Source organism: Klebsiella sp. 54 (genome assembly GCF_018223875.1).
Lineage (GTDB): Bacteria > Pseudomonadota > Gammaproteobacteria > Enterobacterales > Enterobacteriaceae > Klebsiella > Klebsiella quasipneumoniae.
On the sequence record NZ_JAGRRA010000010.1, the window covers coordinates 102,535 to 126,893 of the forward strand.

Consider the following 24,359-nt stretch of genomic DNA (forward strand, 5'->3'; position numbering starts at 1 on the left):
TAAATCTGTGATAAACTCTTCGCGTTTTTCTGTAAGCCTATGTTGAGGTCCATCTGAACGCACCGGCACAGCTCTCTTTGCCACTGTATCTTCCTGACGACGAAACCTTCGCGAGTTTCTGGCCGGGTGATAATCCTTCCCTACTTGCTGCCCTCCAGAATGTACTGCGCCAGGAACACAGCGGGTATATTTATATCTGGTCACGTGAAGGGGCGGGTCGCAGCCACCTGTTACACGCCGCCTGCGCCGAGCTTTCCCAGCGCGGGGATGCCGTGGGCTACGTGCCGCTGGATAAACGCACCTGGTTTGTGCCGGAGGTGCTGGAGGGGATGGAACAGCTGGCGCTGGTCTGCATCGATAACATCGAGTGCGTCGCCGGGGATGAGCCCTGGGAAATGGCCATCTTTAATCTCTACAACCGGATCCTGGAATCAGGTAAAACCCGTCTGCTGATCACCGGGGATCGGCCGCCGCGGCAACTGAATCTTGGTCTGCCGGATCTCGCCTCGCGGCTTGACTGGGGGCAGATCTATAAGTTGCAGCCGCTGTCGGATGAAGACAAGCTGCAGGCCCTGCAGCTGCGTGCCAGACTGCGCGGCTTCGAGATGCCGGAGGACGTTTGCCGCTTCCTGCTGAAGCGGCTGGATCGCGAAATGCGCTCGCTGTTTATGACCCTCGATCAGCTGGATCATGCCTCGATTACCGCTCAGCGCAAGCTGACGATCCCCTTCGTGAAAGAGATCCTTAAACTCTAGTCCGCCTGCGGAGTCAGTTCCTCCTCCGTCAGCCCGGTCAACCGGGCGACCAGATCGCGCGCCAGGCCACTGTGTAGCATAGCGGCGGCGATACGCTGCGCCTCTTCCTTCCGGCCTTCCTGACGGCCCTGCGCCAGGCCCTGCGCCAGGCCCTGTTGTTCCAGATATTCCGCAATTGTCATCAACGTCTCCTTGTGCTGCGGCGTACGTAACGCCAGCTCGCGAATGAACTTGATCGGCTCTCGCGCGTTGCCTGCCTGCACCAGATAGTGCATCAGGGCTTGTACCTGCGATTCCGTCGCCAGACCAGTCAATAATAATTCGCTCAGCTTGTCGAGGAGCTGCGCCAGATCGCGTTGTCGAATATGTTTTTGCAGTAACTCCAGCGTCGCCATGCGCTGATGGGTGGCAATGTCGTCATCCGGAATGACGGTAATGTCCGCCAGCGGAAACGCCCCGTGATAAAGGTGGCCGGCCAGCTCCGGAGCGACGAATTCATCGAGCCAGCGCAGCGAGAACGGGTAGGGGCTCACCAGACCGTGGTAGAAGAGAACAGGGATCACCAGCGGCAGCCGATCGTGGCCGGCATCAAGGTGGCGCTGCATGGCGGCGATGGCGTAGCGCATCAGACGAAAGGCCATATGCCGATCGGGCGTGCTCTGGTGTTCGATAAGCGCATAAATATAGCCGTCTCCCGCCGTGGTTTTCAGGGAATACAGAATGTCGGCGTAAAAGGGACGCAGATCGTCTTCGACAAAATGCCCGGACTCGAGATGCAGCGTATGCAGATCGCACACCTTAAGCAGCGTCTCGGGCAGGTACAGCCGCAGAAAATCGCGGGCGGTATCAGGATGGGAGAGATAGCTCTTAAATACGGCATCATGAGGCGTTGAGGTTGGTTTTTTCATGTTCATCCGTCCAGTGGATTGAGCGATAGATGAACAGTAGCACTGCAAGGCGGGCGGGAGGTATTGGCGTGGAAGATCTGGAATCGGCTACGTAAAAAAGCGCCGCGATAGCGCGGCGCGGGTGGGTTAGCTTACGATCTCGAGGACCTGCTCCGGCGGTCGGCCAATACGCGCCTGGCCGCGGCTAACGACAATGGGGCGTTCGATAAGCTTAGGATTGGCGACCATCGCCTGTATCAGCGCCGCGTCGCTGAGCGCCGGGTCGGCAAGATTGAGCGATTTATACAGATCCTCTTTCTGGCGCATGAGCTCGCGGGGGCTCTCCATACCCAGCAGCTGCAGCAGTTGACGCAGCGTCCCGGCATCCGGTGGCGTCTCAAGATAAAGCACCACCTCAGGATCGATGCCGTGGCTCTTCAACAGGCTCAGCGTTTCGCGGCTCTTCGAGCAGCGTGGGTTATGGTAAATTTTTACCGCGTCGGTCATGGGGTCTCCTTACATTTTTTGGTAGGGGCGGAAGCGGGCCTGTAGCTCACGTAGCTGGTCGATGCGGGCATCGTAGCGGGCCTGCTGCAGACTACCGAGTTTCACTTGCGAGCTGGCGCTGCTGAGCAGGGAAATCGCCTGTTCCAGCTGGCCGACCAGCGCCATGCTTTCTGCCCGCGCCGCCAGCTCCTGGTCGCGATTGCCCAGGGCGCCTTCCGCCTGAGCCAGCAGGTCCCAGCCGTTGCCATCCTCTTTATAGGTAAAGGTATAACGATTCAGGATGGTCGCCGCTTCCCCGGGCTGTCCGCCCTGCAGGAGGGCGTTGGCCAGGTTCAACTGCAGCACCGGATTGGTGCGCAGTTCACGAGCGTTTTTAAGACGGTTGATGGCGTCGCCGGTTTTCTTCTGCCCGAGGTCGATATCGGTGGCCAGATCGAGATACCAGGGATTTTGCGGATCGGCGCTGAGCAGCGGCTGCAGCGTTTTGCGCGCCTGGTCAAAGTTGTTGCTTTCCATCGCCAGCAGGGCGCGGCCATACTGCGCGGCATGCTGCTGGCGGATATTGCCTTTATCCCAGGCGTTGAGCAGATCGGTGCCTAGCTTATTGTCGCCGTTGGTGTACATTCCGAGGGTACGCGCCTTCGCCAGATAGAAGTCCGCTGAGGACTGCACGACAACCGGGCGCATCTGGTTGGCGCGGTTACGAGCATCGGCAAGCCGGCTTTCCGGCAGGGGGTGGGTGAGCAGCATTTCAGGCGGCCGCGTCGAGTAGCGCGACTCATCAAGCAGTTTACCCATAAACATCGGCATGGCCTGCGGGTCGAATCCCGAGCGTTGCAGAACCTGAATACCAATCCGGTCGGCCTCTTCTTCGTTCTGGCGGGTGAAGCTGATCATGCCCTGTTGGGTACCAGCCAGCGTCCCGGTCAGCGCCGCCATCCCGGCCTGCGGGCTGGCCATCGCCAGCAGAATTGAACCCAGCGCGCCGACCCAGGTCAGCGGCGCATTGCGCTTCTGATCTTCCATTGCGCGGGCAAGATGCCGCTGCGTAACGTGGGAAATTTCGTGCGCCATGACAGAGGCCAGTTCGCTCTCATTATCGGAATAGCGGAACAGGGCCGAGTGGAGGACCACATTGCCGCCGAAGAAGGCGAAGGCGTTGATTTGGTCGTTATTAATCAAATAGAAGTGGAACGGGGTGCGCACCGAATTCGCATGCGAGACCAGACGCATGCCCAGCCCGTTGATGTATTGCACCAGCAGAGGGTCGTTGATCAGCGGCGCGCTGCCGCGCAGCTGGCGGACGTAGTAATCCCCCATCTGCATTTCCTGACCAATCGACAGCGTGCTTCCTGCGGAGGTCCCCATGTCCGGCAGGGTATCTGCGGAGTCAGCAAAAGCAGGGCCTAACGAACCCAGCGTCAGCGACGCGATCACGGTCGCCACCAGCGTTTTCTTCAACTGCCTGAACATAACCTCTGTCCTGTAATGTGGGTGTGCCAGTTTGACCGATTGTGCGACGCAATGTTCCCTGGCCGCATCCCAGCGAGTTTAGCTGGCGTTAGACACATTGAAAATAGGTTCTTCACGGCGGAGACGGGTTTGTCTGCTGCGCATCAAAAAGCGAAGTCTTTTTTGTGACATTTCGATACAATTCCTCCGTTTGTCGCCGCTTTGCGCTTCAGGGAAGGTTTTATGCTCGAGATGTTAATGCAGTGGTACCGCCGTCGATTCAGCGACCCTGAGGCGATAGCGCTGCTGGTTATTTTGCTTGCCGGTTTCGGCATCATGTTCTTTTTCAGCGGCCTGCTGGCCCCGTTACTGGTGGCTATCGTGCTGGCCTATTTGCTGGAGTGGCCGACCGTGCGCCTGGAGCGCATCGGTCTGTCGCGCACCTGGGCGACCTCGCTGGTGCTGATCCTCTTCGTGGGCATCCTGCTGTTGCTGGCCTTCGTGGTGCTGCCGGTGGCCTGGCAGCAGGGGATCTACCTTATCCGCGATATGCCGGGCATGCTCAACAAGCTCTCTGATTTTGCCGCCACGCTGCCGCGGCGCTATCCGGCGTTAATGGATGCCGGCATCATCGATGCGATGGCGGAAAATATGCGCACCCGGATGCTGACGGTGGGCGACTCAGTGGTCAAGTATTCTCTCGCCTCGCTGGTGGGGCTGCTTACGCTGGCGGTGTATCTGGTGCTGGTGCCGCTGATGGTCTTCTTCCTGCTGAAGGATAAAGAGCAGATGCTCAACGCGGTACGCCGCGTGCTGCCGCGCAACCGCGGCCTGGCCGGGCAGGTATGGAAGGAGATGAACCAGCAAATCACCAACTACATTCGCGGTAAGGTGCTGGAGATGATTGTCGTCAGCGTCGCCACCTGGATAGGCTTCATCCTTTTCGGCCTCAACTACTCGCTGCTGTTGGCGGTGCTGGTGGGCTTCTCGGTGCTGATCCCCTATATTGGTGCATTTGTGGTGACCATTCCGGTGGTGGGGGTGGCGCTGTTTCAGTTTGGCGCGGGCACCGAGTTCTGGAGTCTGTTCGCGGTCTATCTGATTATTCAGGGGCTTGACGGCAATCTGCTGGTCCCGGTGCTGTTCTCGGAAGCGGTGAATCTGCACCCGCTGGTGATTATCCTGTCGGTGGTGATCTTTGGCGGTTTGTGGGGGTTCTGGGGCGTCTTCTTCGCCATTCCGCTGGCCACGTTGATTAAAGCGGTGGTGCATGCCTGGCCGGATGGCCTGGTGGTCGACGACGACTAAGGCATTGAGGATAAAAAAAGACGCCGGGCGAGGTTCTCTCACCCGGCGTCTTGCTTTGCATCAGGCGTTTTCTTTCAGCCAGTTCAGCACCACGTCGTGGTGATTGCTGGTTTTGAAGTCATCAAAGACGTGTTCGATTTTGCCATCGGCATCGACGAGGAAGCTGATACGGTGGATCCCGTCGTAGGTTTTCCCCATAAAAGATTTTTCGCCCCAGACGCCAAACTGCTCGCAAACCTGATGGTTTTCATCAGACAGCAGCGTAAAGTTCAGCAGCTCTTTTTCGGCGAAGCGGGAGAGCTTTTCCGGTTTATCGGTGCTGATGCCCAGCACTTCCACACCGGCTTTCTTCAGGTCGTCCATGTTGTCGCGCAAGCCGCACGCCTGGACGGTGCAGCCCGGGGTCATGGCCTTCGGGTAAAAATAAACCAGGACACGCTGTCCCTGGAAGTCGGTTAAATTTACTTCCTCGCCGTCCTGGTCCGGTAAGCTAAATTTCGGTGCAAGATCACCGGCTTTCAGTGGGGTCATGGGTTAAACTCCATCCTGTTCATCATGCTGTGAATAATTAACGATGTTAATACTGCCTTGTGCGTTGAGTTCTGTACATAGGGCTTTGAACGCTTGTTCGATATTTGCTGCATTTTGCGTCGCAGGACTGTGGGCAGTTATCTGAATAAAAAGCTGCGCGGAATCACCGTCTCCCGGCTGCGTGCGGGAAACCAGTTCCGCGATATTCATATTCCATGTATCGCACAGGGCAGTGAAGCGCTCGATGATATGCGGTGAGTCCGGCACCTCAACCTGGACCCAGACGGTGTTTGGCATGGCCTGCGGGGGGCGCGCGGTGGTGCGTTTCATCACGATCAACAGCTCCAGCTCCGCGCCTTTCAGCGGCAGGGTTGATTCGATCAGGTTAATCGCATTCCACGACCCGGAAAGCAGCATGATAAACGTAAACTCATCACCGAGCATGGCCAGCCGGCTGTCTTCGATATTACAACCGCAGCTGCTGACGTGGCGAGTGATCGTATTCACGATGCCGGGACGGTCAGCCCCCAGGGCGGTAATAACCAGATAGTGTTGTAATGAGGCTGTCAAACCTGTTCTTCCTTTAAAAAGGTGAGGTAACATTAGGAAAGCATAAAAAAAACCGCCATACAACATCCCTGATGGCGTCGGGTCTCTTGCTTTTATTGCAGCTCCAAACGTAACATTGAGAATCTTGTCGCACTTCTGCTCTGAGGATGGCCCATGTTCACGGGAAGTATTGTAGCGCTTGTCACGCCGATGGATGAAAACGGTAATGTCTGCCGGACAAGCCTGAAAAAACTGATTGATTACCATGTCGCCAACGGAACCTCGGCGATCGTTTCGGTAGGGACTACCGGTGAATCCGCAACGCTGAGCCATGAAGAGCACGGCGACGTGGTGATGATGACGCTGGAACTGGCTGACGGGCGTATCCCGGTGATCGCTGGAACGGGAGCCAATGCAACCGCAGAGGCGATTAGCCTGACCAAGCGTTTTAACGACAGCGGCGTTGTCGGCTGCCTGACGGTCACTCCTTATTATAACCGTCCTACCCAGGAAGGCCTGTTCCAGCACTTTAAAGCTATCGCCGAACATACTGACCTGCCGCAAATTCTGTATAATGTGCCGTCCCGTACCGGTTGCGATATGCTGCCGGAAACCGTTGGCCGTCTGGCGGAAATTAAAAATATTGTCGGTATTAAGGAAGCTACAGGGAACTTAAGTCGCGTTCACCAGATCAAAGAGCTGGTTTCAGACGACTTTATTCTGCTGAGCGGTGACGATGCGACCGGTATGGACTTCATGCAGCTCGGCGGCGTGGGCGTGATTTCCGTCACCGCCAACGTGGCGGCGCGCGAAATGGCCGACATGTGCCGTCTGGCGCTGGCGGGTCAATTTGCCGAAGCCCGGGCGATTAACCAGCGTCTGATGCCATTGCATACAAAATTATTTGTCGAACCCAATCCTATCCCGGTGAAATGGGGATGCAAGGCGTTGGGTCTTGTGGCGACCGATACGCTGCGCTTGCCGATGACGCCTATCACCGACCAGGGTCGTGAAGCCGTTACCGCCGCGCTGAAGCATGCCGGTTTGCTGTAAAGTTTAGGGAGATTTGATGGCTTACTCAGTACAGAAGTCGCGCCTGGCGAAGGTTGCGGGTGTTTCGCTGGTTCTACTCCTCGCGGCCTGTAGTTCCGACTCGCGCTATAAGCGTCAGGTGAGCGGTGATGAGGCCTATTTACAGGCGTCACCGTTGAGCGAACTTCACGCGCCGGCGGGGATGATCCTGCCGATTCAGGTGGGTGATTACAACATTCCGGTGGCCAACAGCACCGGCGCGGTCGGCAAGGCGCTGGACATTCGCCCGCCGGCGCAGCCGCTGGCATTGGTTAGCGGCGCCCGCACCCAGTTCAACGGCGATACCGCGACGCTGATGGTCGAGAACGGCCGCAGCGGTTCGCTGTGGGCGCAGGTTACCAGCATTCTTCAGTCGAAGAACTACGTTATCGCCAAGCGCGATGATGCGAGCCAGACGCTGAACACCGACTGGGTTGAGTGGAACCGTCTTGATGAAGATCAGCAGTATCGCGGTCGTTATCAAATCTCCGTCAAACCGCAGGGCTATCAGCAAGCGGTGGTGGTCAAGCTGGTGAATCTGGAGCAGGCGGGTAAACCGGTTGCCGATCCGGCGTCACTGCAGCGCTACAGCACCGCCATGCTGAACGTCATTTCGGAAGGCCTGGACATGAACGCCACCAGCGCCCAGAACGCCGCACAGCGCAGCGCGGGCGCCACCTTCGACGTGCAGAGCGCTGCCGACGATACGGGTCTGCCGATGCTCGTTGTTCGCGCGCCGTTTAACATGGTGTGGCAGCGTCTGCCAGGCGCCCTCGAGAAAGTGGGGATGAAAGTGACTGACAGCACGCGCTCTCAGGGCAGCATGGCGCTGACCTACAAGCCGCTGTCTGACAGCAGCTGGCAGGAGCTGGGCGCACGCGACCCGCAGCTGGCCTCCGGTGACTACAAACTTCAGGTCGGCGACCTCGATAACCGCAGTAGCCTGCAGTTCATCGACCCGAAAGGCCACACCCTGACGCAGTCGCAAAATGACGCCTTGGTAGCCGTATTCCAGGCCGCATTTAACAAGTAAACGAAAGGGCTGGAGCAATCCGGCCCTTTTAATATATAGTGACGCAAACGTGTGCGTATGCACATCATCCTTCAAATTGCCTCTTTGTTGGCCGCCTTCGTTCACCCCAGTCACTTACTTTTGTAAGCTCCTGGGGATTCGCTCAGTTGCCGCCTCGATGCACTTTGAATGATTTTGTGTATAGGTGGAAACGTATTTTTAGGCTCAATATCACTGGAGTAGTGAAAGATGAAAAAGCAAGCTGAGTTGTATCGTGGTAAGGCGAAGACAGTATACAGCACCGATAATCCGGACCTGCTGGTACTGGAATTCCGTAACGATACGTCAGCAGGTGATGGCGCGCGCATCGAGCAGTTCGATCGTAAAGGCATGGTGAATAACAAGTTCAACCACTTCATTATGAGCAAACTGGCAGAAGCGGGCATCCCTACCCAGATGGAAGCGCTGCTCTCCGATACCGAATGCCTGGTAAAAAAACTGGATATGGTGCCGGTGGAGTGCGTGGTGCGTAACCGTGCGGCAGGCTCGCTGGTAAAACGTTTAGGCATTGAAGAAGGAATCGAGCTGAATCCGCCGCTGTTCGATCTGTTCCTGAAAAACGATGCCATGCACGATCCGATGGTCAACGACTCCTATTGCGAAACCTTCGGCTGGGTGAGCAAAGAGAATCTGGCGCGGATGCGCGAGCTGACCTACAAAGCCAACGACGTGCTGAAAAAGCTGTTCGATGACGCCGGTCTGATTCTGGTGGACTTTAAGCTGGAGTTTGGTCTGTTCAAAGGCGAAGTGGTCCTGGGCGATGAGTTTTCGCCGGACGGCAGCCGCCTGTGGGACAAAAACACCCTCGATAAAATGGACAAAGACCGCTTCCGCCAGAGCCTTGGCGGCCTGATCGAAGCCTACGAAGAAGTGGCTCACCGTCTGGGCGTTAAGCTCGACTAACCCGCCCGCCGCCAGAAGATGGCCTCATCTTCTGGCGTCTCTTGCTGTTTCCTGTGGTAATCCTGCGCTGAACCGCCTACGATCTCTGCTATTGATACATAACAGGGAATGAGGTGCTTATGCGCTGGCAAGGGCGTCGCGAAAGCGACAATGTTGAAGATCGACGTGGACAATCAGGCTCGCCGTTTGGCGGCGGCGGGGGCGGCGGCTTCCGTCTGCCGAGCGGGAAGGGCGGCATTGTACTGCTGATTATTGTGCTGGTGGCGGGCTACTACGGCGTGGATTTGACCGGCATGTTGACCGGCGAACCGATGCCGCAGCAGCAGACCTCCACGCAGCGCTCCATCAGTCCGAAAGACGATGAAGCGGCGAAGTTTACTTCCGTCATTCTGGCCACCACCGAAGATACCTGGGGACCGATTTTTGAAAAGATGGGCCGCCAGTACCCTCAGCCAAAGCTGGTGCTCTACCGCGGCGCGACCCGTACCGGCTGCGGTACCGGCCAGTCGGTGATGGGGCCGTTCTACTGTCCTGCCGACAGTACGGTCTATATCGACCTGTCATTCTACGATGAGATGAAAAATAAACTGGGCGCCGATGGCGACTTTGCCCAGGGGTACGTCATTGCCCATGAAGTGGGTCATCACGTACAAAAACTGCTGGGCATTGAGCCGAAGGTTCGCCAGCAACAGCAGCATGCCACCGAGGCCGAAGCCAACCGGCTGTCGGTTAAGATGGAGCTACAGGCAGACTGCTTCGCCGGCGTCTGGGGGCATAATATGCAGCAGCAGGATATTCTGGAAACCGGCGATCTGCAGGAGGCGTTAAACGCCGCCGAGGCCATCGGCGACGACCGTCTGCAGCAGCAGAGCCAGGGGCGGGTGGTACCGGACAGCTTTACCCACGGAACGTCAAAACAGCGCTACACCTGGTTCAAACGCGGTTTCGACAGCGGCGACCCGGCGCAGTGCAACACCTTCGGCAGCGCGCTGTAATCGCCCCTGATGATGGACGCGCTGCTTGACCTCACCGCGCAGATGGCGCGGGAGGGGATTCGCCGCCTGCTGGTGCTCAGCGGCGACGAGGCCTGGACGCTGCAGCAGGCGCAGGCGCTGCGGGAGCGGCTCGGCGGCGATGGCCTGTGGGTGGGCTCCGAGCCGGTTTCTGCGCCCGGCGTGGCGCCTGGCGCCCTGAAGACGCTGCTGGGGCGGGAAGTGATGCACGCCTTTTTCGATGCCCGGCGCGGGTTTGATGTGGCCGCCCTGGCGGCCCTGAGCGGTACGCTGCGGGCGGGAAGCTGGCTGGTGCTGCTGACGCCCTCTTTCGCCGACTGGCCGTCCCGGGTGGATGAGGACTCCCTGCGCTGGAGCGATACGCCCGACCCGATCTCTACCCCCAACTTTGTTCTCCGCTGCTGTCGGCAGTTTATCGCCGACCCCGAGGTGCTGCTCTGGCGGCAGTCGGACTCGCCGCGGCTCCCGCTGGCCGTCCGGCGCCCTGACTGGCATCCCGCCGATGGTCACCCGCTGGCCGAACAGGCGGCGATCCTTGGGCAATTATTGCGTCTACCGCCTGGTATCGCAGCAGTGACGGCTGAACGAGGGCGAGGGAAATCCGCCCTCGCGGGCATGCTGCTGCGCCAGCTCGCGGGTGAGGCCATCGTTACCGCCCCGACCCGCAGCGCCGTCGACGTGCTGGCGAGCTTTGCCGGCGAGGCGTTTCGCTTTATGGCTCCTGATGCGTTGCTGTCGTCGAAGGAAAAGGCGTCCTGGCTGATTGTCGATGAGGCCGCGGCTATACCGGCTCCGCTTCTCCGGCAGCTGGTTAGCCGTTTTCCCCGCACGCTACTTACCACGACGGTGCAGGGTTATGAGGGCACCGGTCGCGGGTTCCTGCTGAAATTTTGCGCCAGCCTGCCCTATCTGCAATTGTTCAGCCTGAGCGCGCCGATCCGCTGGGCCGCAGGCTGCCCGCTGGAGTCGGCCATCAGCCAGCTGCTGATCTTCAGCGATGAGGCATTTCGCGACGCGCCGACGGGGGAGGTAGTCCTGGAGGCGGTCAATCAGTCCAGCTGGCAAACGCAGCCGGCGCTGCCGGAAGCGATGTACCAGCTGTTATCCGGGGCGCATTACCGCACTTCTCCTCTCGATCTGCGGCGCATGATGGACGCTCCAGGCCAGGCTTTCCGCTGCGCTCGCGCCGGCGGTGCGGTGGCGGGCGCCCTGTGGCTGGTGGCCGAAGGGGGACTTTCTCCCGAACTCAGCCGGGCGGTGTGGGCGGGTTTTCGCCGGCCGCGGGGGAACCTGGTCGCCCAGTCGCTGGCGGCGCATGGCGGCACTCCCCTGGCGGCGACGCTGCGCGGGCTGCGGGTCAGCCGGATCGCCGTCCACCCAGCCCGCCAGCGCGAAGGGCTTGGGCAGCAGATGATCGCCGATATCGCCGCCGATGCCGCAGGTTATGATTATCTCTCCGTCAGCTTTGGCTATACCCCTGAGCTGTGGCGCTTCTGGCAACGCTGTGGGTTTATTCTCGTGCGGCTGGGCACCCATCGCGAGGCCAGCAGCGGGTGCTATACCGCGATGGCTCTGTTCCCGCTGACTGCAGCGGGGCATCAGCTCGCGCAACGGGAGGCACAGCGGGTACAGCGTGATGAATACTGGCTGCGCCCGTGGCGGCAAGCGTCCGCGCCGCTGCCGGCCGTTTCAGGGGCTATGCTTAGTGATGAGGACTGGCTGGAAGCGGCGAGCTTTGCTTTCGCCCATCGCCCGCTGGCCGCGGCGCTGGGTTGCCTCAATCGCCTGCTGTTGCAGGTCGACATCCCGTTGCCGGCCCTGCGCGGGCGTCTGCAGGGGGAAGAAGAGGCCGAACTCTGCGCCGCGCTGCAGCTAACAGGGCGTAAAGCCCTGCTGGCGAGATGGCGTCAGGAGGCCGCTGACGCCTTGCGCTTCCTCGATGCAGCGCGCGCCGAGGCGCTGCATCAGCAGGTGGCGAACCTGCAATTTTTTTAACTAACTCATTCAGTTAAATGGCATGGTCATATCTGGCGAGCGGCGTACACTGCCCGCATACACTAAGGAGACAGCCATGAAACACGATCATTTTATTGTTCAAAGCCCTGCGACGCCTGCGCAACAGCTGTTGCTGCTGTTTCATGGCGTGGGGGATAACCCGGTCTCCATGGGGCAAATTGGCAGCTGGTTCGCGCCGCAGTTTCCTGATGCGCTGATCGTGAGCATTGGCGGGGTGGAGCCTTGCGGTCCTGACGGTCGGCAGTGGTTTTCGGTGCAGGGAGTGACGGAAGAGAATCGTCAGCAGCGTATCGACGCCATTATGCCGACCTTTATTGAAATTGTGCGCTACTGGCAGGAAAAGAGCGGCATCAGCCCACTGGCCACCGCGCTGATCGGCTTCTCTCAGGGGGCGATCATGTCGCTGGAGAGCATCAAAGCAGCGCCGGATCTGGCTTCGCGGGTGATCGCCTTTAATGGCCGCTATGCGACGCTGCCGGTTACCGCAACGACGGCCACCACCATTCACCTGATCCACGGTGGTGACGATCGGGTTATCGATCTGGCGTGGGCGGTGTCGGCACAGGAGGCGCTGTTGCAGGCGGGGGGCGACGTGACCTTAGATATTGTGGACGATCTGGGGCATGCCATTGACGATCGCAGCATGCAGTTCGCGATCGAGCGACTGCGCTACACCGTGCCGAAGCACTATTTTGATGAGGCGCTGAGCGGCAGTACGCCGAAAGGGGACGATATCATCGAAATGCTGTAACCCCGGCGGGCGGGGTTACAGGCGGGCGCTACCGCGATAACGGCAAACTTACGGTTTCTTCGACTGGTCGTGCTTCGGCCAGTCGTCGTCATCGTCCCATTTATCGTTAAAATCACGGTGCGGCGGCAGATCGGGTTTGTTGTTGAGGAATTTTTTGTGGTCAACGCGGTTTAGATCTTTAATCACGTTGATAATTACCCCCACCAAAAAGACCAGCACCAGAATCCACCAGTGTTTAATAAGCCATTCCATGCGCGCTTCCTCTTTACGTCAGTACGTCAGGCGACCAGCTGTTCCATTACGCGTTGATACATCCGCGCCAGCAGCTGCAGGTCGGCGGCGTTCACACATTCATTAATTTTGTGAATTGTGGCGTTCACGGGGCCCAGCTCAACCACCTGCGCCCCCATGCGCGCGATAAACCGTCCGTCTGAGGTGCCGCCGTTGGTTAACAGCTGCGGTTTGATCTCATTATAGTGCTCAATGGCATTGACGACCGCATCCACCAGCTTGCCCCGTCCGGTAAGGAACGGCTGTCCGGAGAGCCACCACTCCACGCTGTAACGCAGCTGGTATTTTTCCAGCAGGGCGACCACCCGGGCTTTGATCGTCTCGTCAGTCAGTTCCGTACTGAAGCGGAAGTTGAACTGGACGAACATATCGCCAGGGATCACGTTGTTGCTGCCGGTACCGGACTGCACGTTGGCAATCTGCATGCTGGTCGGCGGGAAGTATTCATTGCCTTTATCCCACTCGATATTGACCAGCTCCGCCAGCATCGGCGCGGCGCGATGGACGGGGTTATCGGCAAGGTGCGGATAGGCGACGTGGCCCTGTACGCCGTGAATGGTCAGGTTACAAGTCAGCGAGCCGCGGCGGCCGTTTTTCACCACATCGCCGACCACTTCGGTACTGGAGGGTTCGCCGACCAGACAGTAGTCCAGACGCTCGTTACGCGCCATCAGCGTCTCCACCACTTTGACGGTGCCGTTTTTCGCGCTGGCCTCTTCATCAGAGGTGATCAAAAACGCCAGCCGGCCCCGATGGTCCGGGTACTGCGCGACAAAACGCTCTGCGGCAACCACCATCGCCGCCAGCGAGCCTTTCATATCCGCCGCCCCGCGGCCAAACAGCATCCCGTCGCGGATGGTGGGTTCGAACGGGGGGTTGATCCAGCGGTCGGCGTCGCCTGCCGGGACCACGTCGGTGTGGCCGGCGAAGGCCAGCGTCTCGCCGTGGCCGCGCCAGGCCCAGAAGTTCTGCGTATCGCCGAAATCCATCGGTTCAACGGTAAAGCCGATCGCACGCAGGCGTTCAATCATTAACGCCTGGCATCCCGCATCATCGGGGCTAAGGGAAGGGCGGCGAATAAGCTGCTGAGCCAGCTCAATGACCGGGCAAGACATAGACTATACCTCGTTAAACTGCTGATAACTTGCTTCACTAAAACCCAGCAGCATAGGACGACCGGGCGCGCAGAGCAATGGGCGTTTGATGATCGCCGGCATTTCCAGCATCAATGCGGCGGCGGCATCGGCATTATCGATGCTGTTGCGCAGCGATTCGTCCAGTTTGCGCCAGGTGGTGCCGCGGGTGTTCAGCAGCGCCTGCCAGCCCAGTTCGGCAATAAAGGTATCCAGTTGCGCGCGGTCGAGGCCATCGGTGCGGTAGTCATGGAAGCGATAGTCAATCTGATGTGCTTCCAGCCAGCGGCGGGCTTTTTTAATGGTATCGCAGTTTTTAATTCCGTACATGGTGAGCATAGATAAACCTTTAACATTCAATTAAGCGGTTAACTCAGATATTTCCGAATATATAAGCCTTGTTGAAATAATACGTGATTCAGATGAATAAATATAACCTTTTACCGGGTATCTCATGCAATGCGTTAGGGTGATTAAAATTCGCCCAGCCGCGGGCATGATGTGAGGGCATTAACAATATTACGAAAATGTTGCTTGATGGTGCTCTGTATCACATAATTTTTACATACGAGACGGCATAGTGGCGGCAACCAGAGGTTTTATCTCTGTCAGCGGTCCACAAGACAATCAGAGCAATAGGGGAGCACAACTTCCCATCAGCAATGAAGTTATATAGAATCGACCATAATAATAAGAGAGGCTATTATGATTGAACATGAACTGGGGAACTGGAAAGATTTTATTGAAGGCATGCTTCGTAAATAAATTTCCGCAATGTGAGCAGGGGAATAACGCGACGTAAATAAGCGCGTCATAGTTCTGAACACATAAAGAAGGCGACCATCCAGGTCGCCTTTTCTGTTATTACGGCTCGCCGCCGTCGCCCGACGGTTTATTGCGGACGCTCCTTCAGCGGAAAGCGGCGACGCACCAGCACAAAGAACAGCGGTACGAAAAAGATGGCCAGCACGGTGGCGGAGATCATCCCGCCCATCACCCCGGTGCCGACCGCATGCTGGCTGCCGGAACCGGCGCCGGTACTGGTGGCCATCGGCAGCACGCCGAAGATAAACGCCAGCGAGGTCATCAGGATAGGGCGCAGGCGCTGACGGCAGGCCGACAGCGTGGCGCTGAGCAGATCCTGGCCTTTCTCGTTAAGCTCATTGGCGAACTCGACGATCAGAATGGCGTTTTTCGCCGACAGGCCGATCACCGTCAACAGGCCCACCTGAAAGTAAACGTCGTTCTCCAGGCCGCGCATCCAGGTCGCCAGCAGAGCGCCAATCACCCCGAGCGGAACCACCAGCATCACCGAGAACGGCACCGACCAGCTCTCGTACAGCGCCGCCAGGCACAGGAACACCACCAGCAGGGAAATTGCGTACAGGGCCGGCGCCTGAGCGCCGGAGAGGCGTTCCTGATAGGACATGGCGGTCCATTCGAGGCCAAAGCCGGTCGGCAGCTGCGCGGCCAGCTTCTCCATCATGTCCATCGCGGTACCGGTACTGATGCCCGGCGCCGCTTCACCGACGATCTCCACCGCCGAGTAGCCATTGTAGCGCTCCAGGCGCGGCGAACCGGTCTCCCAGCGCGAGGTGGCGAAGGCCGAGAACGGCACCATCGTGCCGCTGCTGTTGCGGACGTACCAGAGATTGATATCGTCAGGCAGCATCCGATATTTCGCCGCCGCCTGGACGTAGACTTTCTTCACCCTCCCGCGATCCATAAAGTCGTTGACGTAGCTCGACCCCCAGGCGGTTTGCAGCGTATCGTTGATGTCGTCAATGGAGACGCCCAGCGCCTGAGCTTTACGCTGATCGATATCGACCTGTAGCTGCGGGCTGTCGTCGAGCCCGTTATGCCGGACGCGGGTCAACAGCGGGTTTTTAGCCGCCAGCTCAAGCAGCGTATCGCGCGCCGCCATCAGCGCATCGTGCCCCTTACCGGCGTGATCTTCCAGCTCCATGTCGAAGCCTGCCGAACTGCCGAGGCCGCTGATTGCCGGCGGGCTGCTGGCGATGACCCGGGCTTCGTTGATCTGATTAAACGCTTTGGTGGCGCGTTCAATAATGGCAAAGGAGGAGCCGGTTTGCGGATCGCGCTGGTCCCAGTCTTTGAGGCGCACAAACATGCGGGCTACGTTCTGCCCGTTGCCGCCGGGGCCGGAGCCAACGGTAGCGAACACTGACTCGACGTTCTGCTTCTCGTTATTGAGGAAGTAATCTTCCGCTTTCTGTACCACTTTCAGCGTCTGCTGTTGGGTGCTGCCGCTCGGCAACTGTACCGAGGTGGTGAACATCCCCCGATCCTCCAGCGGCAGGAACGAAGTGGGCAGATGCAGGAACAGGAATACCATCCCGCCGAGCAGGACGATGTAGATCAGCATCCAGCGCAGCGAGCGGTGAAGGATCTTGCCGACGAAAGTTTCATAGCGGCTGGCGCTGCGGTTAAAGGTGCGGTTGAACCAGCCGAAGAAGCCTTTTCGCTCATGGGATTCACCTGGTTTAATCGGCTTGAGCAGGGTAGCGCAAAGGGCCGGGGTGAGGATCATGGCCACCAGCACCGAGAGGACCATCGCCGCGACGATAGTAATAGAGAACTGGCGATAGATAGCGCCGGTGGTGCCGCCGAAGAAGGCCATCGGCACAAACACCGCCGACAGCACCATCGCGATCCCCACCAGCGCGCCCTGAATTTGTCCCATCGATTTGCGGGTGGCTTCCCGCGGCGACAGGCCTTCCTCGCTCATGATGCGCTCAACGTTCTCCACCACCACGATGGCGTCATCCACCAGCAGGCCGATCGCCAGCACCATCGCGAACATCGTCAGGGTGTTGATGCTGTAACCACAGGCATAGAGCACCGCGAAGGTGCCCATCAGCACCACCGGTACGGCGATGGTCGGGATCAGAGTGGCGCGGAAGTTCTGCAGGAAAAGATACATCACGAGGAAAACCAGCAGGATCGCCTCCAGCAGGGTTTTCACCACGTCGGTAATAGAAGCCTTCACGAAGGAGGTGGTCTCGTAGGCGACTTTATATTCCAGCCCGTGCGGGAAATACTGCGAGAGCTCATTGAGGCGAGCGATCACGCGCTCCGCGGTGGCCATTTCGTTGGCGCCGGAGGCGAGCTTAATTCCCAGGCCAGAGGCGGCCTGGCGATTGTAGCGGCTAAGATAGTCATACTTCTCCGCCCCCATCTCCACGGTAGCGACATCGCCGAGGGTCACCTCTGAGCCATCCTGATTGACGCGCAGGGTGATATTGCGGAACTGTTCGGGGGTTTGCAGCAGAGATTGCGCGTTGATGGTGGCGTTCAGCGCCTGCTTATCCACGGAAGGCGTGCCGCCGAGCTGGCCGACGGCAATCTGGGCGTTCTGCGAACTAATAGCGTCGGTAACATCCTTGGTGGTCAGCTGGAAGCTATTGAGCTTTGCCGGATCGAGCCAGATGCGCATTGAGTATTGCGAGCCGTAGGCGTCGATATCCCCCACGCCGTTGACGCGACTGAGCGGGTCCTGAATGTTACTGGCGACGTAGTCGGCGATATCCTGTTTATCCATACTGCCGTCGGTGGAGACGAAGGCGAGGGTCAGGATATTGGTATCGCCGGTCTTGCGTACCGTAACCCCCTGGTTTTGCACCGCCTGCGGCAGTTTACGCATCGCCGACTGCAGCTGGTTTTGCACCTGCTGTACCGCTTCGTCCGGGTCGGTACCGGCGGTAAAACTGAGGGTGATGGTCGCCTGGCCGGTGGCGCTGCTCTGGGATGACATATACATCAGGTTATCGAGGCCGGTCATATTCTGTTCGATAACCTGGGTGACGGTATTCTCCAGGGTTTGTGCGGAGGCGCCAGGATAGTTGGCTGTAACCCGTACATTCGGCGGGGCCAGATCGGGATACTGTTCAACTGGCAGCGACAAAATGGCAAGGGTGCCCGTCAGGCATAACAGGATTGCCAGCACCCACGCAAAAATGGGGCGATCGATAAAGAAATTCGCCATCAGAATGAAAACCTCATATGCACATGTTCTTGTTATTGCACAGCCTGTGCCACTTTAGCGCCAGCGCCTCCGGCAATCGTGGAGAAATTAAGGAGATAGTGTAATTTATCATGTTGCTTTTGCCGTATCGTAAAGAAACATCGACCTTTCGTGCCGCCAGGTCGGCCACACCGCTTCGCCCGCCGCACCCGGGGACGCATTATCCCTTGCCGGTGTGAAACCTGATTTCATATAAGTCAAAAAAATTGATCCAAAACGGATTCTTTCCAGAAAAAGGGTATCCTGGGCAAATGAACATTGTTCCGGCCTCGTCTTGTCGGGTAATAAATAGGCATGCGCATTAAGGGGTTATTCACCAATAAGACAAAAGGAAGCCATGAACCACTTTATATTGAGCGATAGCCGAAAATGTATCGGTTGCCAGGCCTGCGAAGTGGCCTGCGTAATGGCGCATAACGAGGAGCAACATGCGCTGACCCCGCAGCGCTTTTTGCCACGTATCACCGTGATTAAAGCAGAGGGGCAGCGTAACGCCATCACCTGCCGCCACTGCGAAGACGCCCCCTGCCTCCGCAGCTGCCCCAACGGCGCCATCGCCCAGACTGGCGACAGCGTTCAGGTCTGTCAGGAGAAATGCATTGGCTGTAAATCCTGCATGGTGGCCTGCCCGTTCGGGGTGATGGAGGTGGTGGTGACGCCGCAGGCCGCAGGCCAGGTGAAAGCCAGCGCGCAGAAATGCGATCTGTGCGCGGGCCGCGAGGCGGGACCGGCCTGTGTGGAAAACTGTCCGGCGCAGGCGCTGACCCTCGCCGACGATGAGACATTGACCACGATGGCCAGGCAGCGGCGTCTGCGTTCGGCCTGCCAGGAGGCGCAGCCGTGGCAGCGCGGCGCGGCCCCCGCCAGACAGCCCGACGCCGGCGAGAAGGTCAGGCAGATGGCGATGACGCCGCCGCGCGGAGAGCCGGATAAGCTGCCGGCGGAGGTGCGCAAGAACCACTTTGAGGAGATCTATCAGCCGTTCAGCCCGACCCAGGCCCGGCAGCAGGCCGCCCGCTGCCTGAAATGTGGAGAACACAGCATCTGTGAATGGACCTGCCCGCTACATAACACTATTCCGCAGTGGGTCGAGCTGGTGAAGGCAGGGGATATCGCCGCCGCGGTCGCCCTGTCCCATCAGACCAACTGTCTGCCGGAGATCACCGGCCGCGTCTGCCCCCAGGACCGGCTGTGTGAGGGTGCCTGCACCCTGCGTGAGGAAAGCGGTGCGGTCACCATCGGCAATATTGAGCGATTTATATCCGACCAGGCGCTGGCCAGTGGCTGGCGTCCGGACCTCTCGCAGATTAAGCTGAACGGTAAACGGGTGGCGATTATCGGCGCCGGGCCGGCCGGTCTGGCCTGCGCCGATGTGCTGGTGCGCCACGGCGTGCAGCCGGTGGTCTTTGACCGTCATCCGGAGATCGGCGGTCTGCTGACCTTCGGCATTCCGGCGTTCAAGCTGGATAAGTCGCTGCTGACCCGGCGGCGGGCGATTTTCAGCGAGATGGGCGTCCGCTTTGAGCTCAACTGCGAGGTGGGGAAAGATATCCCTCTGGCGACGCTGCTGGCCGAGTATGACGCGGTGTTCGTCGGCGCCGGAACCTATCGCTCCATGAAGGCCGGCCTGCCGAATGAAGAGGCCCCCGGGGTCTACGATGCGCTGCCGTTTCTTATCGCCAACACCAAACAGGTGATGGGGCTGGCGGAATCGGCGCAGGAGCCTTATGTCAACACCGCCGGGCTGAACGTGGTGGTGCTGGGGGGCGGCGATACGGCAATGGACTGCGTGCGTACCGCGCTGCGCCATGGCGCCCGCCAGGTGACCTGCGCCTATCGGCGGGATGAAGCCAACATGCCGGGCTCGAAAAAAGAGGTCAAAAACGCCCGCGAAGAGGGAGCGCTTTTTGAGTTTAACGTCCAGCCGGTGACGCTTGAGCTGGACGAGAACGGGCGGGTGAACGGGGTTCGCTTTTTGCGCACCGAGCTGGGTGCTCCGGACGCCGGGGGAAGACGCCGCCCGACGCCGATCCCCGGCAGCGAGTTTGTTATGCCGGCAGATGCGGTGATCATGGCCTTTGGCTTCCACCCGCACCGCATGCCCTGGCTGGAAGCGGCGGGGGTGGCGCTGGACAGCCAGGGGCGTATTAAAGCCGGAGTGGAGAGCCGTTACCGTTATCAGACCAGCCAGGAGAAGATTTTTGCCGGCGGCGATGCCGTGCGCGGCGCCGACCTGGTGGTGACGGCGATGGCGGAAGGCCGTCACGCGGCGCAGGGGATCCTTGACTACCTGGGGCTGAAAACGACGCCGCTTCACTGACGACAAACCCGGCTCCGCAGCGTAGTATGAGGGCGTCCTTTTACGCTGTGGGGTCGGTATGTCACTCAATATTCACGTCATTAAAGATAAAATCCTCTCTGAGAACTGGTTCGTACTACGCAACATGACCTATGAGCTGACGCGGGCGGACGGCAGCGTGGTGCGCCACAAGCGCGAGGTCTACGATCGCGGCAATGGCGCCACCGTGCTGCTCTATAACCGCCATAAGCAGACGGTGGTCCTGGTGCGTCAGTTTCGGGTCGCCACCTGGGTCAATGGCAATCATGACGGCATGCTGATTGAAACCTGCGCCGGGCTGCTGGACAACGACGAGCCGGAGGCCTGCATTCGTAAAGAGGCAGTGGAAGAGACCGGCTATGAAGTGGGCGAGGTGCGAAAGCTGTTTGAGCTGTTTATGTCGCCAGGGGGCGTCACCGAAGTGGTGCATTTCTTTATCGCTGAGTACAGCGACGCGCAGCGAACGACCAGCGGCGGCGGGGTGGATGACGAAGCCATCGAGGTGCTGGAGCTGCCCTTTAGCCAGGCGCTGCAGATGGTCGCTGACGGGGAGATCCGCGACGGGAAAGCGGTCATTCTGCTGCAGTATTTGCAAACCTCTGGCCTGATGTCGGGGAACTCTGACAAATCCGATTGAGTCAGCGGCTGCCGTTGTCCAGGATAGGCGCCGTGGTTGGGTTTATCTGGGGTCGGGCGGTTCATGCTTTTTCGCATCATTTTTTTCCTCTTTCTGGCGGTGCTGCCTTGCTCACAGGCATGGTCGGCACCGGCGCAGCAGCGCTTCAACGACTGGCAGGTCACCTGTAATAACCAAAACTTCTGCGTCACCCGCAACGTGGGGCTGCATTATGGTCTGGTGATGACCCTCAGCCGCAGCGCCGGGGCGGCTACTGATGCCAGCCTGCGTATCGAACTGGGCGGCACCGGCAATCCGGTGGCGACGCTCGCGCCGATAGCGCCGCGCCTGCTGCTGGATGGTAAACCGCTGTCCCTGACCGACAAGCGCTGGCGCATTGAAGATAAACTCATTAAAACTGACGACAGCGTGACGATCGATGCGTTCCTCCAGCGGGTACAGGAGGGAAAAACCCTCTCGTTGGCCAACGGCCTGCAGACTATCTCCCTGCAGGGGCTGAAAGCGGCCCTGTTTTTTATCGACGCCCGGCAAAAGCGGGTGGGCAGCGAAACGGCCTGGGTTGGCAAAGGGGAGGAGCCGCCGCTCAGCGTACCGCCGGCGCCGGCGCTGCGCGCGGTGGCGAGCGCAGACATGGCGCAGTCGCCGCTGGGGCGTGATGAGCTCAACGATCTGATGGACTATGGCAATGAGCGGATGAGCAACAGTAACTGCTCCCTCGATCCGTTCCGCCGCGAAATTCGCGTCACTGCCCTGACGGATGACAAAGTGCTGCTGATGACCAGCTGCGAATCCGGGGCGTACAACACCGTCTGGCTGGCCTGGCTGGTCTCCCGCCAGCGCCCGTATGTCGCCCGCCAGGTGCGGCTAACGCTGCCATTTCAGCCGCCGGGCGAGGCGCCGCGGGAGATAGAGCTTATTAACGCCAGCTATGATGACCGCCGCCATGAGCTGGTGACCCTGGACAAGGGGCGCGCGTCTGGCGATTGCGGGATCCAGACCCGCTGGCGTTTTGACGGCCAGCGGTTCAGCCTCTCCCGCTACGCGCAGCAGCCGACGTGCGACAACTGGCAGGGGCCAGACGCCTGGCCCACGCTGTGGATCACCCGTTAAGCACCTGTTCGGCGGTGGCGACGATATGGTCGACCGTAAAGCCAAAGAACGGGAACAGCTGCTCCGCCGGGGCGGATTCACCGTAGCCGGTCATGCCGACAATCTTGCCTTTTAAGCCGACATATTTATACCAGTAGTCCGCTATCCCGGCCTCGACCGCCACCCGGGCGCTGACGTCCGACGGCAGCACCGACTCGCGCCAGGCCTCGTCCTGAGCGTCAAACACATCGGTGGAGGGGAGCGAAACCACTCGCACATTCACCCCGTTGGCCAACAATTTTTCCGCCGCCAGGACGGTGATCTCCACTTCCGAGCCGGTGGCGATGAGGATCAGGTCGGGTTTGCCTCCGGCATCCTTCAGCACGTAGCCGCCCCGGGCGATATCCTGCACCTGTTGCGGGGTGCGCGGCATCTGCGCCAGGTTTTGTCGCGACAGGATCAGCGCCGTCGGTCCGCCCTGACGCGCGATGGCCGCCTGCCAGGCGACAGCGGTCTCCACCTGGTCGCATGGGCGCCAGGTGCTGAAGTTGGGCGTCAGCCGCAGACTGGCCAGCTGTTCCACCGCCTGGTGGGTCGGACCGTCTTCCCCCAGACCGATGGAGTCATGGGTATAGACCATGATCTGCCGGGCCTTCATCAGCGCCGCCATGCGCGCGGCGTTGCGGGCGTATTCCACAAACATCAGGAAGGTCGAGGTATAGGGGATGAATCCCCCGTGTAGGGCGATGCCGTTGGCCACCGCGGTCATGCCGAATTCGCGCACGCCGTAGTGAATATAGTTGCCCGCGGCATCCTCTTTAATCGATGTCGAGCCAGACCATATGGTCAGGTTACTCGGCGCCAGATCCGCCGAACCGCCCAGCAGCTCCGGGAGGTGCGGGCCATACGCGTTCAGCGCGTTCTGCGAGGCTTTCCGGCTGGCGATCTTCGCCGGCTCGGCCTGCAGCTTCGCCACGTAGTCGCGGGCGGTCGCGGCAAAATCCTCCGGCAGGGCGCCATCCATGCGGCGGGTCAGCTCAGCGGCCAGCTCCGGGAACTGCTGCCGGTAGGCGGCGAATTTCTCGTTCCAGTCGTGCTCGGCTTTTTCGCCGCGTGGACGCGCATCCCAGCCCTGATAGATCTCTTTCGGGATCTCAAAGGGGGGATGTTTCCAGCCCAGCTGCTGGCGGGCCAGGGCCACCTCTTTTTCACCCAGCGCCGCGCCGTGCGACTCCTCTGAGCCGGCTTTGTTGGGCGAACCGAAGCCGATGATGGTCCGACAAATGATCAGCGACGGCTTATCTTTCACCGCCTGCGCTTCCGTAATGGCCTGTTTGATGGCCTGCGGATCGTGGCCGTCAATGTCGCCGATCACGTGCCAGTGGTAGGCGCGGAAACGTTCTGCCGTATCATCGGTAAACCAGCCGTCGGTTTTGCCGTCGATGGAGATGCCGTTGTGGTCGTAAAAACCGATCAGCTTGCCCAGTCCGAGCGTGCCTGCCAGCGAACAGGCCTCATGGGAGATCCCCTCCATCAGACAACCATCGCCCATGAAAACCCAGGTGTGATGGTCGATAATCTCATGACCGGGGCGGTTAAACTGCGCCGCCAGGGTGCGTTCGGCGATGGCCATACCGACGGCGTTCGCCAGCCCCTGGCCCAGCGGGCCGGTGGTGGTCTCCACCCCGGGGGTATAGCCATGCTCCGGGTGACCCGGCGTTTTAGAGTGCAGCTGGCGGAACTGCTTCAGCTCTGACAGCGGCAGATCGTAGCCGGACAGGTGCAGCAGACTGTAGAGCAGCATCGACGCGTGGCCGTTGGACAGAATAAAACGGTCGCGGTCCACCCAGCCAGGGTTCTGCGGATTGTGCTTGAGAAAATCGTTCCACAGCACTTCGGCAATGTCTGCCATCCCCATTGGCGCACCGGGGTGGCCGGAATTGGCTTTCTGCACCGCGTCCATGCTCAGGGCGCGGATGGCGTTGGCAAGCTCTCTTCGGGACATAGTTTT

General features: G+C 59.5%; 23 protein-coding genes. 13 read left to right on the top strand and 10 right to left on the bottom strand.

The window, feature by feature from the left end; genetic code table 11:
- Positions 1 to 53: 53 nt before the first annotated feature.
- A complete protein-coding gene (locus tag KHQ24_RS18980; protein WP_020947395.1) occupies positions 54 to 755 on the top strand; it encodes a DnaA inactivator Hda in 702 nt (233 codons plus the stop codon).
- Here the strand turns inward: KHQ24_RS18980 and KHQ24_RS18985 are convergent.
- The 3 genes from KHQ24_RS18985 to bepA form a co-directional block, all read right to left on the bottom strand.
- Complete coding sequence (locus KHQ24_RS18985; RefSeq protein WP_211777413.1) at positions 752 to 1,663, bottom strand: Rpn family recombination-promoting nuclease/putative transposase; 912 nt, start codon at positions 1,661 to 1,663, stop codon at positions 752 to 754. The genes KHQ24_RS18980 and KHQ24_RS18985 overlap by 4 nt on opposite strands.
- A gap of 126 nt (positions 1,664 to 1,789) precedes the next feature.
- The gene (gene arsC, locus KHQ24_RS18990) at positions 1,790 to 2,149 is read right to left on the bottom strand and encodes an arsenate reductase (glutaredoxin) (RefSeq protein ID WP_004201931.1); all 360 of its coding nucleotides are present in this window, start codon (positions 2,147 to 2,149) and stop codon (positions 1,790 to 1,792) included.
- Between the two features lie 9 nt (positions 2,150 to 2,158).
- Positions 2,159 to 3,622, bottom strand: a complete 1,464-nt coding sequence (gene bepA / locus KHQ24_RS18995) for a beta-barrel assembly-enhancing protease (RefSeq protein ID WP_004201932.1) — start codon at positions 3,620 to 3,622, stop codon at positions 2,159 to 2,161.
- A gap of 51 nt (positions 3,623 to 3,673) precedes the next feature.
- On the opposite strand from bepA, the gene KHQ24_RS19000 reads away from it, so the two are divergent.
- Both KHQ24_RS19000 and KHQ24_RS19005 read left to right on the top strand, forming a co-directional pair.
- Complete coding sequence (locus KHQ24_RS19000) at positions 3,674 to 3,790, top strand: hypothetical protein (protein WP_032425793.1); 117 nt, start codon at positions 3,674 to 3,676, stop codon at positions 3,788 to 3,790.
- A 54-nt stretch (positions 3,791 to 3,844) separates the two neighbouring features.
- Entirely contained in the window at positions 3,845 to 4,909 is a 1,065-nt protein-coding gene (locus tag KHQ24_RS19005; RefSeq protein ID WP_004201933.1) for an AI-2E family transporter, read from the top strand.
- Positions 4,910 to 4,969: 60 nt separating this feature from the next.
- On the opposite strand, the gene bcp is transcribed toward KHQ24_RS19005, so the two are convergent.
- Entirely contained in the window at positions 4,970 to 5,440 is a 471-nt protein-coding gene (gene bcp / locus KHQ24_RS19010) for a thioredoxin-dependent thiol peroxidase (protein ID WP_004201935.1), read from the bottom strand.
- Between the two features lie 3 nt (positions 5,441 to 5,443).
- A complete protein-coding gene (locus KHQ24_RS19015; RefSeq protein ID WP_002913804.1) occupies positions 5,444 to 6,010 on the bottom strand; it encodes a glycine cleavage system transcriptional repressor in 567 nt (188 codons plus the stop codon).
- A gap of 153 nt (positions 6,011 to 6,163) precedes the next feature.
- Between KHQ24_RS19015 and dapA the strand changes: the two genes are divergently transcribed.
- The 6 genes from dapA to ypfH all read left to right on the top strand — a co-directional run bounded on the left by dapA (position 6,164) and on the right by ypfH (position 12,815).
- The gene (dapA, locus tag KHQ24_RS19020) at positions 6,164 to 7,042 is read left to right on the top strand and encodes a 4-hydroxy-tetrahydrodipicolinate synthase (protein WP_017900447.1); all 879 of its coding nucleotides are present in this window, start codon (positions 6,164 to 6,166) and stop codon (positions 7,040 to 7,042) included.
- A gap of 16 nt (positions 7,043 to 7,058) precedes the next feature.
- Positions 7,059 to 8,093 (top strand): outer membrane protein assembly factor BamC, encoded by a 1,035-nt coding sequence (bamC, locus tag KHQ24_RS19025; protein WP_004201942.1) that lies wholly within the window; start codon positions 7,059 to 7,061, stop codon positions 8,091 to 8,093.
- 228 nt (positions 8,094 to 8,321) lie between these two features.
- Positions 8,322 to 9,035 (top strand): phosphoribosylaminoimidazolesuccinocarboxamide synthase, encoded by a 714-nt coding sequence (gene purC / locus KHQ24_RS19030; protein ID WP_002913801.1) that lies wholly within the window; start codon positions 8,322 to 8,324, stop codon positions 9,033 to 9,035.
- Positions 9,036 to 9,154: 119 nt separating this feature from the next.
- The gene (locus tag KHQ24_RS19035) at positions 9,155 to 10,030 is read left to right on the top strand and encodes a neutral zinc metallopeptidase (protein ID WP_004201945.1); all 876 of its coding nucleotides are present in this window, start codon (positions 9,155 to 9,157) and stop codon (positions 10,028 to 10,030) included.
- Between the two features lie 9 nt (positions 10,031 to 10,039).
- Positions 10,040 to 12,043, top strand: coding sequence for a tRNA(Met) cytidine acetyltransferase TmcA (locus KHQ24_RS19040; protein ID WP_211777414.1), 2,004 nt, complete (start codon positions 10,040 to 10,042; stop codon positions 12,041 to 12,043).
- 76 nt (positions 12,044 to 12,119) lie between these two features.
- Positions 12,120 to 12,815: an esterase gene (gene ypfH, locus KHQ24_RS19045; protein WP_004201952.1), complete on the top strand. Its 696-nt coding sequence runs from the start codon at positions 12,120 to 12,122 to the stop codon at positions 12,813 to 12,815.
- Positions 12,816 to 12,863: 48 nt separating this feature from the next.
- Here the strand turns inward: ypfH and KHQ24_RS19050 are convergent, their stop codons facing one another.
- Genes KHQ24_RS19050 through KHQ24_RS19060 form a run of 3 tightly spaced genes read right to left on the bottom strand, consistent with a single transcriptional unit; the run spans position 12,864 to position 14,578 of the window.
- Positions 12,864 to 13,067 carry a YpfN family protein gene (locus KHQ24_RS19050; RefSeq protein ID WP_002913768.1) on the bottom strand — a complete coding sequence of 68 codons (204 nt, stop codon included), beginning with the start codon at positions 13,065 to 13,067 and terminating at the stop codon, positions 12,864 to 12,866.
- A gap of 26 nt (positions 13,068 to 13,093) precedes the next feature.
- A complete protein-coding gene (gene dapE, locus KHQ24_RS19055) occupies positions 13,094 to 14,221 on the bottom strand; it encodes a succinyl-diaminopimelate desuccinylase (protein WP_060656186.1) in 1,128 nt (375 codons plus the stop codon).
- Between the two features lie 3 nt (positions 14,222 to 14,224).
- Entirely contained in the window at positions 14,225 to 14,578 is a 354-nt protein-coding gene (locus KHQ24_RS19060; RefSeq protein ID WP_004201956.1) for an ArsC family reductase, read from the bottom strand.
- Positions 14,579 to 14,944: 366 nt separating this feature from the next.
- Here KHQ24_RS19060 and ypfM point away from each other — a divergent pair, with 366 nt between their 5' ends.
- Positions 14,945 to 15,004, top strand: coding sequence for a protein YpfM (gene ypfM, locus KHQ24_RS19065; protein WP_100181659.1), 60 nt, complete (start codon positions 14,945 to 14,947; stop codon positions 15,002 to 15,004).
- Positions 15,005 to 15,131: 127 nt separating this feature from the next.
- On the opposite strand, the gene acrD is transcribed toward ypfM, so the two are convergent.
- Entirely contained in the window at positions 15,132 to 18,245 is a 3,114-nt protein-coding gene (gene acrD / locus KHQ24_RS19070) for a multidrug efflux RND transporter permease AcrD (protein WP_004201959.1), read from the bottom strand.
- A 376-nt stretch (positions 18,246 to 18,621) separates the two neighbouring features.
- Here acrD and aegA point away from each other — a divergent pair, with 376 nt between their 5' ends.
- The 3 genes from aegA to KHQ24_RS19085 all read left to right on the top strand — a co-directional run bounded on the left by aegA (position 18,622) and on the right by KHQ24_RS19085 (position 22,369).
- Positions 18,622 to 20,604 (top strand): formate-dependent uric acid utilization protein AegA, encoded by a 1,983-nt coding sequence (aegA, locus tag KHQ24_RS19075; RefSeq protein ID WP_004201961.1) that lies wholly within the window; start codon positions 18,622 to 18,624, stop codon positions 20,602 to 20,604.
- A gap of 58 nt (positions 20,605 to 20,662) precedes the next feature.
- Complete coding sequence (nudK, locus tag KHQ24_RS19080; protein WP_002913754.1) at positions 20,663 to 21,259, top strand: GDP-mannose pyrophosphatase NudK; 597 nt, start codon at positions 20,663 to 20,665, stop codon at positions 21,257 to 21,259.
- Between the two features lie 63 nt (positions 21,260 to 21,322).
- Positions 21,323 to 22,369, top strand: a complete 1,047-nt coding sequence (locus KHQ24_RS19085; protein WP_004201962.1) for a DUF1176 domain-containing protein — start codon at positions 21,323 to 21,325, stop codon at positions 22,367 to 22,369.
- Here the strand turns inward: KHQ24_RS19085 and tkt are convergent.
- Positions 22,359 to 24,353 carry a transketolase gene (tkt, locus tag KHQ24_RS19090; RefSeq protein WP_004201964.1) on the bottom strand — a complete coding sequence of 665 codons (1,995 nt, stop codon included), beginning with the start codon at positions 24,351 to 24,353 and terminating at the stop codon, positions 22,359 to 22,361. The genes KHQ24_RS19085 and tkt overlap by 11 nt on opposite strands.
- Between the last annotated feature and the right edge of the window lie 6 nt (positions 24,354 to 24,359).